Below are 11974 nucleotides of genomic sequence, written 5' to 3'. Positions count from 1 at the left end.
TATATTGTCTTGAATAATAATGATATTTGTTTTTGTATATTGGGTGTATTATATTTATATCAATGTGATAAAAATTTATTGGATTATTCTTGATTATTTGTATAATGACAAATTGTTTTCAGAAAAATGGGCTGTTTGATCTATTTTTACTCTTTTTTTTTACAAAATTAATTTTCATAAACATAAAATCCAAAATATTCAGAATGAATATTTTGGATTAAGTAGTATAGTTTTTTTTATTATATTCTATACATCATCTATATAGAAATATATAATATTAGGGATTGATATTCTATTGTATTTAATAGAAATAAATTTCATAATAAACAAAAGTAAGGCGGATAAAATTATTTAAATAGTATTGAAAATATTTATTTTTTTATACTAAGAAAATTATATATTTCCTTGGTATTTTCCTTTTTATAATAAATGTTATTTTACTTCTTCATAGTCTACATCCTGTACATTATCATTTTCTTTTGCATTTTTATTAGAATTTTCTTTTTTTCTTGGTTTATTATTTTCATTGTTTGGTACATTGGAATACATTTCTTTAGAAGCATTGCTCCAAGCATCATTTAATGTTTGAATATATTTTTCAATAGAAACAATGTCTTTTTTAGAATAAGCATTTTTTAATTCTTTTAAAGCATTTTGAATATTTTTTTTATTATTATCTGATAATTTTTTATCATAATCTTTTAATTGTTTTTCTGATTGAAATATTAAGTTATCTGCTTTATTTAATTTTTCAATTTCTTTTTTAATTATTTCATCTTTTTGAGCATTTTTTATTGCTTCTTTTTTCATTTTTTCAATTTCTTCTTGGCTCAAACCTGAAGATGTTTCAATTCGTATTGATTGTTTTTTTCCTGTTCCTTTATCTTTTGCCGATACATTTAAAATTCCATTTGCATCTATATCAAAAGTTACTTCTATTTGTGGAACACCTCTAAGAGCTGGAGGAATGTCTACTAAATCAAATCTTCCTATTTCTTTATTATCATTAAACATAGGTCTATCTCCTTGTCCTACTCGTATTGTTACCGCGGGTTGATTATCTGATGCTGTTGAAAATACTTCCGATTTTTTAGTAGGAATAGTCGTATTTGAATCAATTAATTTAGTAAAAACACCTCCTAATGTTTCAATTCCTAAAGATAAAGGAGTTACATCTAATAATAAAACATCTTGAACATCTCCAGTTAATACTCCACCTTGTATTGCTGCTCCAATGGCAACAACTTCATCTGGATTAACACCTTTAGATGGTTTTTTATTGAAAAATTTTTCAACCTCTTTTTGTACTTTTGGTATACGAGTCGAACCTCCTACTAAAATTACATCATCAATATTTTCTGTATTCAATTTAGCATCTTTTAATGCTTTCGAACAAGGAGAAATTGATCTTTGAATTAATTTTTCTGATAATTGTTCAAATTTTGATCGAGTCAAGGTTATTACTAAATGTTTTGGCCCTGAATCTGTAGCTGTAATATATGGAAGATTTATTTCTGTTTGATTAGAAGATGATAATTCTATTTTTGCTTTTTCGGAAGCTTCTTTTAAACGTTGTAAAGCCATTGGATCTTTTCTTAAATCTATTCCTTCTTGAGATTTAAAAGTGTCAGAAAAGTAATCAATTATAACTTGATCAAAATTATCTCCTCCTAAATGAGTATCACCGTTTGTAGATAACACTTCAAAAACACCATCTCCTAATTCTAGGATAGAAACATCAAAGGTTCCTCCTCCTAAATCATATACAACTATTTTTTTATTTTGATTATTTTTATCTAATCCATAAGCTAAAGCAGCTGCTGTTGGCTCATTGATAATTCGTTCAACATTTAATCCAGCTATCTCTCCAGCTTCTTTTGTTGCCTGTCTTTGTGCATCATTAAAATAAGCAGGAACAGTAATCACTGCTCTTTTGATTTCTTGTCCTAAATAATCTTCAGATGTTTTTTTCATTTTTTGTAAAATCATTGCTGATATTTCTTGAGGAGCATATAATCGATTATCTATACTGACTCGAGGAGTATTATTACTTCCTTTGATAACTTTATAAGGAACATGTTTCAATTCTTCAGAAATTTCTGAATACATTCTTCCCATAAATCTTTTTATAGAAAAAATAGTTTTCAATGGATTTGTAACTGACTGTCTTTTAGCTGGATCTCCAATTTTTCTTTCACCTCCATCTACAAAAGCTACTATAGAAGGAGTTGTTCTTTTTCCTTCAGAATTTGGAATTACCAGTGGATCATTAATTTCCATTACAGAAACACAAGAATTTGTAGTACCTAAATCTATTCCTATAATTTTACTCATTTTTATATATTTTATTTTTATAACATTGAAAATACTATTCCAATCATTATGCCATTTTGAAAATCAAAGATTTTTTAGTGAACTATATTTTTTATATGACAAAAAGTCATTTTAAAATTGATAATTTTTTAAAAAATCTTATATTAGAGAAAAATAATAAATATGGATCCATTTAGTTTTAAAACTATTTTTCCTAAAAAAAATTCTGTAATTAAATCATGGATACTTTTAGATGCAAAAGATCAAATACTTGGACGACTATCCTCCAGTATAGCTTTTATCATAATGGGGAAACATAAACCTATTTTTTCACATCATGTAATATGTGGAGATCATGTTATTGTAATTAATTCTAATAATATTAAAGTTAATGGGAAAAAAAAATATAATAAAAAGTATATTCGTTATACAGGATATCCTGGAGGAAAAAAAGAAATATATTTTAAGGATTTATTGAAAAAAAATTCAGCGATGATTATTTATAAATCAGTGAAGGGTATGTTACCGAAAAATCGTTTGAGTCGTTTAATCTTAAAAAATAATTTACATATTTATCCTCGATCACATCATGAACATAAGGCTCAAAATCCAACTTTGTTAAAATTGAATTATAAAAAATGGTATATCATTCCATAGGGAGAAGAAAAACTTCTTTAGCTCGTGTTTATTTAAAATCCGGAGTAGGATCGATCATTATCAATTCTAAAAAAATAGGAAATTATTTTTCAAAATATGTTTTCCATAAAATTTTTGCACCTATTAAAACAGTAGATAAATTTAATCAATTTGATATAACTGTTAAAGTATCTGGAGGAGGTTTTAATGGACAAGCAGAAGCAATACGCCTTGCTATATCTCGAATTCTTTCTAAAATTGATATACATTTTCGAAAAAAATTAAAAAATGAGGGATTATTAACAAGAGATTCTAGAAAGGTAGAAAGAAAAAAGTTTGGACAGAAAAAGGCTAGGAAAAGATATCAATTTTCAAAACGTTGATACTTATAAATTAAATTTGATAAATAAAAAAATAACAAAAAAATGAAAATTAATGCTCAGGATTTATTAATGGCAGGTGTTCATTTTGGACATGTTTCAAGAAAATGGAATCCAAATATGCGACAATTTATTTTTATGAAAAAAGGAGGAATTCATATTATAGATTTGTCGAAAACTATTTTTAAATTAAAAGAAGCATGTAATGAATTAAAAAAAATAGTAAGTAATGGAAGAAAAATTTTATTAGTTGGTACTAAATATCAAGCAAAAAATAAAGTTTATTTGTATGCTAAAAGTGTAAATATGCCATGTGTAACAGAAAGATGGTTAGGAGGTCTTCTTACAAACTTTATTACTATTCGGAAATCTATCAAAAAAATGAATAATATAGAGAGAATGAAAAAAAATGGAACTTTTGATACATTATCTAAAAAAGAAAGGTTATTAATTAATAGATTATATGGTAAATTATATAAAAATTTAGGAAGTATTTCGAATATGAATCGGATACCAGGTGGCATTTTTTTAGTAGATCCCAATAAAGAAAAAATTGCTTTAGAAGAAGCAAGGAAATTGAAAATACCCATATTTGCAATGGTGGATACTAATACTGATCCAAAATTTATACAATATCCCATACCATCTAATGATGACTCATCTAAATCTATCGATATTATATTAAAATTTGTATCAGAAGCGATTCGATCTGGTTTATCTATCATGAAGAATCATTATGTGCATAAAAAAAATAAAAAAAAAATATGAATATTTCTATTTCTCAGATAAATTTACTTAGAAAAAAAACCGGAGTTGGGGTGATAGATTGTAAAAATGCATTAATTCATTCTTGTGGAGATATAGAAAAAGCTATTATTTTTTTGAGAAAAAAGGGAAAAAAAATTTTTCATGTTAAATCTAATACCGAAATAAAAGAAGGATCTATTTTATCATCTGTTAATTCAGATTGTTCTATAGGAACAATAGTAGGTATTAGTTGTGAAACAGATTTTTTGTCTCGAAGTGTAGATTTTTTAAAATTATTAAATAAAGTATCACAAGAGTCCTTATATTTTAAAGGGAAAGATAAAACTGAATTTTTAAAAAGTAAATGTAAAAATGGAAATAGTCATCATAGTATTCAAGATATGATTCATGATTATTTATCTATTTTTAAAGAAAAAATTGAATTGAAAATTTTTGAAAAAAGAGAAGGACGATTCATAGCAAATTACACACATAATTATAAAATTGCAACTTTATTAGGTTTTTCTTCTAAATTAAATCATAACATAGCTAGAGATATAGCAATGCATGTTACAGCCATGGACCCTTTATTTATCAAAGAAAAACATGCTTCTAAAATTTTAATAAAAAATGAATTAGAAATTATAAAAAGTCAAATAAAAAAAGAAAAAAAACCGGAAAATATATTAAATAAAATAATACGAGGAAAGTTAAAAAAATTTTTAATTTCTAATAGTTTAATTCATCAATATTTTATCAAAAATCATAAAATTACTATAAAAGATTATTTAAGAAATCATGATAAAAATGTATTGATTAGATTTTTTAAAAGGATAAAAATTTAATGTAAATATTTTTAATGAAAAAATTAATATTAATAATTTTAGATGGTTGGGGTATTACTTCATTTGAAAATTTAAAATATTCTGCTATTTCACAAGCACATACTCCATTTTTGGATTTTTGTTTTAATAATTATCCTTATAGTGAATTATTTGCATCAGGTGAAGAAGTTGGATTGCCAAAGGGACAAATGGGCAATTCTGAAGTAGGTCATATAAATTTAGGATCTGGTAGAAAGGTTATTCAAACTTTAGAAAAAATTAATTTATCTATTCAAAATAATGATTTTAGAAAATTAATATATAATATTTTTGATCAAAATTATTTACACAATAAAAATATTCATCTTATAGGATTATTATCTGATGGAGGAGTTCATTCTCATATGGATCATCTTTTTTATCTTTTAAAAATATTTCATGAAAAAAAAATAAAAAATATATTTATTCATGTATTTACAGATGGAAGAGATTCTAATCCAAAAAATGGCATTGAATATATTAATAAACTGATCAAAATATCAAATAAATATGTAGGAAAATTATCAACTATTATTGGAAGATATTATGCTATGGATCGTGATCGTAGATGGGAAAGAACTAAAATAGCATATGATTCAATGACTAATTTAAATGGAGATTTATCTGAAAATATTTATAATTCCATGAAAGTATCCTATGAAAAAGGGATAACAGACGAATTTTTGAAACCTATTATAATGGTTGATAAGAAAGGAGATCCAATTTCTAGAATAGAAAATAAAGATGTTGTATTTTGTTTTAATTTTAGACCAGATCGTTCTAGACAAATAACAGAATTTTTTATAAATGATAATAAAAATTTTTGTATAAACAAAGGAATTAAAAATATAAATTTGTCTAAATATATAACAATGACGTGTTTTAAGGAATCATATAAAAATGTTGAATTTGTTTTTAAAAATGAAAAATTATTAAATACTTTAGGTGAAATTTTATCAAAAAAAGGAAAAAAACAAATTCGAATTGCTGAAACAGAAAAATATCCACATGTTACTTTTTTTTTCTCTGGTGGAAGAGAAAAGCCTTTTAAAAAAGAAACTCGAATTATGTGTCCATCACCTAAAGTTGCTACTTATGATTTAAAACCTGAAATGAGTTCATGGAATATTTTAAAAAAATTGATACCTGAATTAAAAAAAAAATACGCTGATTTTATTTGTTTAAATTTTGCAAATCCAGATATGGTAGGTCATACAGGTAATATGATAAAAACAATACAAGCTTGTGAAATTGTTGATAAATGTACAAAAATATGTATTGAAGAAGCTGTAAAAAATTCATATATGGTTATTATAGTAGGAGATCATGGAAATGCAGAATATATGATAAACAAGGATGGATCTATGAATACATCTCATACTACCTCTATGGTACCATTTGTTTTTTTAAAAAAAAATATAAAAAAACAGAATATTTTATTAAAAAAGAAAAATTCTTTATCCGATGTTGCTCCAACTATTTTGAAACTCATGAATTTACCAATACCGAATGCTATGACAGGAATACCTATAATTGAAAATTATAAAATAAATTAAGCCTTGATACAAATAAAAACTATTGATGAAATTATATTGATAAAAAAAAGTGCAATATTAGCTTCTAAAACATTAGGAATGTTGGCTAAAGAAATTAAACCTGGTGTAAATACACTTTATTTAGATAAATTATCAGAAAATTTTATAAAAGATCATGGTGGGGTACCTGCATTTCTAGGTTTATATAATTTTCCAAATACTATATGTACATCTCCAAATTATCAAATAGTACATGGAGTTCCTACTAAAAAATTATTATCTGATGGAGATATTCTTTCCGTAGATTGTGGTGTTTATATGAATGGATTTTATGGAGAACATGCTTATACATTTGAAGTAGGAAGTGTATCTAAAGAAATGAAACGTTTTCTTAGTTGTGCTAAAAAATCTCTTTATATTGGAATTGAAAAATGCAAATTTGGAAATAAAATTGGAGATATCGGATATTCTATACAATCTTTTGTTGAAAAAAACGGATATTCTGTTGTAAGAGATTTAGTAGGACATGGTATTGGAAAAAAAATGCATGAAGAACCACAAATTCCTAATTTTGGAAAAAAAGGAGAAGGAATCAAATTAGAAGAAGGATTTGTTCTTTCAATAGAACCTATGGTTAATTTTGGAGTTCCCGATGTTGTTTTTCATAAAGATGGATGGACAATTACTACATTAGATAAAAAAAATTCTTCTCATTATGAACATAACGTAGCTATTGTAGATGGAAATCCTTGTTTATTATCTACTTTTCATTACATTTATAAAGAACTTAATATAAAATCATTGGAAGAAGATCCATTTAACAATGATAAAATTCAAAATATATGAATATCCATTAGAATTTTTATTTGTTTTTTTGATTTAATCATAATTTTTTATTAAATAGCATAATTTATATTTCATATATTATATAAGTTATGCCAACTATACAACAATTAATTAGAAAAGGACGTACCTCTACCCCAAAAAAAAGAAAATCTATTGCTTTAGATTATTGTCCTCAAAAAAGAGGTGTATGTACTAGAGTGTACACTACTACACCTAAAAAACCTAATTCTGCAATGCGAAAAGTAGCTCGAGTTCGTTTTACTAATGGAAAAGAAGTAATTAGTTATATTACAGGTGAAGGACATAATTTACAAGAACATTCTATTGTTTTAGTAAAAGGTGGAAGAGTAAAAGATTTACCTGGGGTAAAATATAAAATAGTTCGTGGAGCTCGTGATACAGCTGGTGTAAATGGAAGGAAAAAAAGTAGAAGTAAATATGGTACAAAAATGGATAAAAAAAAATAAATATTGATAAATGAAGAAAAAATATAAAAAACAGAAAAAGTACGCACCTGATCCTAAATTTAATGATCCTTTTGTAACACGATTTGTTAATCATTTAATGAAAAATGGAAAAAAAAATTTGGCTTATAGAATATTTTATAATGCTATGAATAAAATTGATGAAATTAAAAATAAAGAAAAAAAATCATCGTTAGACATATGGAAAGAAGGGCTGAAAAATGTTACTCCTTATGTAGAAGTCAAAAGTAGAAGAATGGGAGGTGCTAATATTCAAATTCCTATTTCCATTTCATCTAAGAATAGAGTGACAAAGGCTATGAAACTTTTAATAAAATGTTCTATTTTAAGAAAAGAAAAATCTATGTCAAACAAGTTAGCTTTTGAAATATGGGAAGCTTTTCAAGGTCAAGGAGAGTCTGTAAAAAGAAAAGATAATATTCATAAAATGGCAGAAGCTAATAAAGCTTTTTCTCATTTTAGATTTTAATATTATCCAATTTTCTATGAAAAAAAATTTAAGATATACAAGAAATATAGGTATTGTAGCACATATAGATGCAGGAAAAACAACCACAACAGAAAGGATTTTATTCTACACAGGTATTAATCATAAACTTGGAGAAGTTCATAATGGAACTGCTACTATGGATTGGATGCTACAAGAGCAAGAAAGAGGTATTACAATAACATCTGCTGCTACATGCTGTGAATGGATTTATAATAACAAAAAATATCAAATTAATATTATAGATACACCCGGACATGTAGATTTTACAGTAGAAGTAGAAAGATCGATGAGAATATTAGATGGAATGGTTGTGTTATTTAGTGCAGTAGATGGTGTAGAACCTCAATCAGAAACGGTATGGAGACAAGCAGATAAATATTCTATACCTAGAATTGCTTTTGTTAATAAAATGGATAGACAAGGAGCCGATTTTTTAGATGTTTGTTTTCAAATAAAAAATATTTTAGGAGCTAATTCAGTCCCCATACAAATACCTATTGGTTATGGAGAAAAATTTAAAGGTGTAATAGATTTAATTTCTAATCAAGCTATTATATGGGATGAAGATAACTATGGTATGACTTATCAAAAAATCCCTATTCCATATGATATGAAAAAAGTTGCAAAAAAATATAAAAATAATATTCTTGAAAAATTATCTGAATATGATGATGTAATAATGGAAAAATTTTTGTATAATTATTCTTCTATATCAGAAGAAGAAATTATTCGTTCTTTGCAAAAGAATACGATTCAAATGAAAATTATACCTATTTTATGTGGTTCTTCTTTTAAGAATAAAGGAGTGCAAACAATATTAGATGCAATATGTAGATATTTACCTTCTCCATTGGAGATTAAAAATGTTGTAGGGATAAATCCTGTCACACAAAAAGAAGAAATAAGAAAATCTGATGAAAATGAGCCATTTTCTGCATTAGTATTTAAAATATCGAGTGATCCTTTTGTAGGAAGATTAGCATTTTTTAGAGTGTATTCTGGAAAAATAGAAACTGGTACGTATAGTTTAAATTCTAGATCAAAAAATAGGGAACGTATTTCTAGAATATATCAAATGCATGCAAATAAACAAAATCCTATTAAGAAAATAGGAGCTGGAGATATAGCTGCAGTAGTAGGATTTAAAAATATTAAGACCGGAGATACATTATGTGATGAGAATTATCCTATTTTGTTAGAAAATATATCATTTCCAGAGCCTGTTATTGGTTTAGCCATTGAACCTAAATATAAATCTGATATTGATAAAATGAGTTTAGCTTTATCTAAATTAATGGAGGAAGATCCATCTTTACAAGTTAGAACAGATAGTTACACAGGACAAACTATTATATCTGGAATGGGAGAATTACATTTAGAAATTATTTTAGATCGTATGAAAAGAGAGTTTAGAGTAGAAGTTAATCAAGGAAAGCCACAAGTAGAATACAAAGAAGCTCTTACATCGTCTATAGAACATAGAGAAATATATAAAAAACAGACAGGTGGAAAGGGTAAATATGCAGATATATTATTTGTATTAGAACCTGGAGATATTGGAAAACCAGGTCTAATATTTATTAATAATATAAAAGGAGGTAGTATTCCTAAAGAATATATTCCTTCTGTAGAAAAAGGATTTAAAGAAATGATGAAAAATGGACCTTTATCTGGATATGAAATTGATAGTGCTAAAGTTACTATTTTAGATGGATCTCATCATCCTGTTGATTCAGATCAACTTTCTTTTGAATTGGCAGGAAAATTAGGATTTAGAGAGGCAGCTAAAAAAGCAAAACCTGTTTTATTAGAACCGATTATGAAATTAGAAGTATTGGTTCCAGAAGAAAATATGGGTGATGTAATAGGAGATTTAAATAGAAGAAGAGGTTTAATACAAAATATGAATGATCGAAACAATATAAAAATTATTCAAGCGTTAGCACCACTTTCTGAAATGTTTGGATATGTAACATCGTTACGAACTTTATCCTCTGGAAGAGGGACTACAACCATGGAATATTCTCATTATGATGTTGTTCCAGAATCTATTATAGATAATATTGTAATGAATAAATATAATAATAAAAAAATAAAACAATAATTTTTATGGGTCATAATATAAAAATAAAATTAAAATCTTATGATTCTAATTTATTAGATAAATCAGCTGAAAGAATTGTCAAATCAGTTCTTCCTACAGGTGTCGTTTTAAATGGACCAATTCCTCTTCCTACTAAAAAAAGGATTTTTACAGTTTTACGTTCTCCACACGTGAATAAAAAATCTAGAGAACAATTTTATCTTCCTACACATAAAAGACTTTTACAAATTCATAATGCTTCATCCAAGACAGTTGATGCATTAATGAAATTAGAATTACCAAGTGGAGTAGAAGCAGAAATAAAAGTATAAAAATGATAGGATTAATAGGAAAAAATATAGGAATGACTAGTATTTATTTACATACAAATGAATATATTGCATGTACTATTGTAAAAACAACACCTTGTTATATAATTCAAGTTAAAACAATAGAAAAAGATGGATATCAATCATTTCAATTAGGATTAGATGAAAAAAAAATAAAAAAAGTAAATAAACCATTATTAGGTCATTTTAAAAAATGTGGATTATCACCTAAAAAAAAATTGTTAGAATTTAGAATAGAAAGAAATAAATTGATATATAATCAAAATATAGGGGATATTGTAGACATTGGTATATTCTCAATAGGAGAATTAATAGATGTTAGAGGTATTTCTAAAGGAAAAGGATTCCAAGGTGTAGTAAAAAGACATAATTTTTCTGGAGTAGGAGAAAGAAGTCATGGGCAACATAATAGATTGAGATCTCCTGGTTCAATAGGTGCAGGATCAGATCCTTCTCGTGTTTTTAAAGGAACAAAAATGGCTGGTAAAATGGGAAAAAAAAATGTGACAATTAAAAATATAGAAATATTAAAAATTGATTTCAATCAACATTTATTAATTTTAAAAGGATCAGTACCGGGGAATAAAGGTTCATATTTAATGATTAAGAAAAAACAATGAAAATAACAATTTTAGATATTCATGGAAATTATACGGATAAGATAATAAAAATAAATGAGGATAAATTTTTAAAAAAATCTTATCATTATTCTCTTTATTTAGAAATAAAAAGATATCTTCATTCTCAAAGACAAGGTACCCATAAATCTAAAGAACGAGGGGAAGTAACTGGAAGTAATAGAAAGATTCATAGACAAAAAGGAACTGGAAGTTCTAGAAAAGGAACAATTAAAAATCCAATCTTTCGAGGAGGGGGTCGTGTTTTTGGTCCCAAACCGAGAAATTATTCAATAAAATTGAATAAAAAAATAAAAAATAAGGTAAAAAGATTTATTCTTGAATATAAAATAATGAAAAATAGAATAAAAATAATAGAAAATATAGCATTGGATAATCCAAAAACAAAGTTTTTTTCAAAATTATTACTTTCATTAAAATTGAATAATATAAAATCAATGATGATTATCGATAAATTCAATAGAAATTTATATTTATCATCTAGAAATATAAAAAAATTTAAATTGATTCAGTTGAATGAATTAGATTCTTTTTCATTGTTACATTTTTCGTACATTATTGTTTGTGAGAATTCTATAAAACATATTCTTAATTTTTTATCTATATAA

13 protein-coding genes are annotated in these 11974 nt (G+C 25.5%); 12 read left to right on the top strand and 1 reads right to left on the bottom strand.

Annotated features, from left to right (window positions below; genetic code table 11):
• Positions 1–432 precede the first annotated feature (432 nt).
• Positions 433–2334, bottom strand: coding sequence for a molecular chaperone DnaK (gene dnaK, locus H0H35_RS01865; RefSeq protein WP_185882775.1), 1902 nt, complete (start codon positions 2332–2334; stop codon positions 433–435).
• 162 nt (positions 2335–2496) lie between these two features.
• On the opposite strand from dnaK, the gene rplM reads away from it, so the two are divergent.
• From rplM to rplD, 12 genes are all read left to right on the top strand, one after another.
• The gene (gene rplM, locus H0H35_RS01860; protein WP_185882774.1) at positions 2497–2970 is read left to right on the top strand and encodes a 50S ribosomal protein L13; all 474 of its coding nucleotides are present in this window, start codon (positions 2497–2499) and stop codon (positions 2968–2970) included.
• The gene (gene rpsI, locus H0H35_RS01855) at positions 2952–3332 is read left to right on the top strand and encodes a 30S ribosomal protein S9 (RefSeq protein WP_185882773.1); all 381 of its coding nucleotides are present in this window, start codon (positions 2952–2954) and stop codon (positions 3330–3332) included. The genes rplM and rpsI overlap by 19 nt, the downstream gene beginning before the upstream one ends.
• A 42-nt stretch (positions 3333–3374) precedes the next feature.
• Complete coding sequence (rpsB, locus tag H0H35_RS01850; RefSeq protein ID WP_185882772.1) at positions 3375–4097, top strand: 30S ribosomal protein S2; 723 nt, start codon at positions 3375–3377, stop codon at positions 4095–4097.
• Positions 4094–4921 (top strand): translation elongation factor Ts, encoded by an 828-nt coding sequence (gene tsf / locus H0H35_RS01845; protein ID WP_185882771.1) that lies wholly within the window; start codon positions 4094–4096, stop codon positions 4919–4921. The genes rpsB and tsf overlap by 4 nt, the downstream gene beginning before the upstream one ends.
• A 14-nt stretch (positions 4922–4935) precedes the next feature.
• Positions 4936–6495, top strand: a complete 1560-nt coding sequence (gene gpmI / locus H0H35_RS01840) for a 2,3-bisphosphoglycerate-independent phosphoglycerate mutase (protein ID WP_185882770.1) — start codon at positions 4936–4938, stop codon at positions 6493–6495.
• A 3-nt stretch (positions 6496–6498) separates the two neighbouring features.
• The gene (map, locus tag H0H35_RS01835) at positions 6499–7320 is read left to right on the top strand and encodes a type I methionyl aminopeptidase (protein WP_185882769.1); all 822 of its coding nucleotides are present in this window, start codon (positions 6499–6501) and stop codon (positions 7318–7320) included.
• Between the two features lie 89 nt (positions 7321–7409).
• Positions 7410–7787: a 30S ribosomal protein S12 gene (gene rpsL / locus H0H35_RS01830; protein ID WP_185882768.1), complete on the top strand. Its 378-nt coding sequence runs from the start codon at positions 7410–7412 to the stop codon at positions 7785–7787.
• A 10-nt stretch (positions 7788–7797) separates the two neighbouring features.
• Positions 7798–8274 carry a 30S ribosomal protein S7 gene (gene rpsG, locus H0H35_RS01825; protein WP_185882767.1) on the top strand — a complete coding sequence of 159 codons (477 nt, stop codon included), beginning with the start codon at positions 7798–7800 and terminating at the stop codon, positions 8272–8274.
• Between the two features lie 16 nt (positions 8275–8290).
• The gene (gene fusA, locus H0H35_RS01820) at positions 8291–10399 is read left to right on the top strand and encodes an elongation factor G (RefSeq protein ID WP_185882766.1); all 2109 of its coding nucleotides are present in this window, start codon (positions 8291–8293) and stop codon (positions 10397–10399) included.
• A 5-nt stretch (positions 10400–10404) separates the two neighbouring features.
• Entirely contained in the window at positions 10405–10710 is a 306-nt protein-coding gene (gene rpsJ, locus H0H35_RS01815) for a 30S ribosomal protein S10 (RefSeq protein ID WP_185882765.1), read from the top strand.
• A 2-nt stretch (positions 10711–10712) separates the two neighbouring features.
• Positions 10713–11348, top strand: a complete 636-nt coding sequence (gene rplC, locus H0H35_RS01810; protein WP_185882764.1) for a 50S ribosomal protein L3 — start codon at positions 10713–10715, stop codon at positions 11346–11348.
• The gene (gene rplD / locus H0H35_RS01805) at positions 11345–11974 is read left to right on the top strand and encodes a 50S ribosomal protein L4 (protein WP_185882763.1); all 630 of its coding nucleotides are present in this window, start codon (positions 11345–11347) and stop codon (positions 11972–11974) included. The genes rplC and rplD overlap by 4 nt, the downstream gene beginning before the upstream one ends.

The organism is Blattabacterium cuenoti (genome assembly GCF_014252435.1).
Lineage (GTDB): Bacteria > Bacteroidota > Bacteroidia > Flavobacteriales > Blattabacteriaceae > Blattabacterium > Blattabacterium cuenoti_X.
This window is presented reverse-complemented; position numbering and strand designations above follow the sequence as displayed.

Coding starts and splice junctions, on each gene's coding strand:
- dnaK (WP_185882775.1), bottom strand. CDS start 2,334: ATGAGTAAAATTATAGGAATAGATTTAGGTACTACAAATTCTTGTGTT.
- rplM (WP_185882774.1), top strand. CDS start 2,497: ATGGATCCATTTAGTTTTAAAACTATTTTTCCTAAAAAAAATTCTGTA.
- rpsI (WP_185882773.1), top strand. CDS start 2,952: ATGGTATATCATTCCATAGGGAGAAGAAAAACTTCTTTAGCTCGTGTT.
- rpsB (WP_185882772.1), top strand. CDS start 3,375: ATGAAAATTAATGCTCAGGATTTATTAATGGCAGGTGTTCATTTTGGA.
- tsf (WP_185882771.1), top strand. CDS start 4,094: ATGAATATTTCTATTTCTCAGATAAATTTACTTAGAAAAAAAACCGGA.
- gpmI (WP_185882770.1), top strand. CDS start 4,936: ATGAAAAAATTAATATTAATAATTTTAGATGGTTGGGGTATTACTTCA.
- rpsL (WP_185882768.1), top strand. CDS start 7,410: ATGCCAACTATACAACAATTAATTAGAAAAGGACGTACCTCTACCCCA.
- rpsG (WP_185882767.1), top strand. CDS start 7,798: ATGAAGAAAAAATATAAAAAACAGAAAAAGTACGCACCTGATCCTAAA.
- fusA (WP_185882766.1), top strand. CDS start 8,291: ATGAAAAAAAATTTAAGATATACAAGAAATATAGGTATTGTAGCACAT.
- rpsJ (WP_185882765.1), top strand. CDS start 10,405: ATGGGTCATAATATAAAAATAAAATTAAAATCTTATGATTCTAATTTA.
- rplC (WP_185882764.1), top strand. CDS start 10,713: ATGATAGGATTAATAGGAAAAAATATAGGAATGACTAGTATTTATTTA.
- rplD (WP_185882763.1), top strand. CDS start 11,345: ATGAAAATAACAATTTTAGATATTCATGGAAATTATACGGATAAGATA.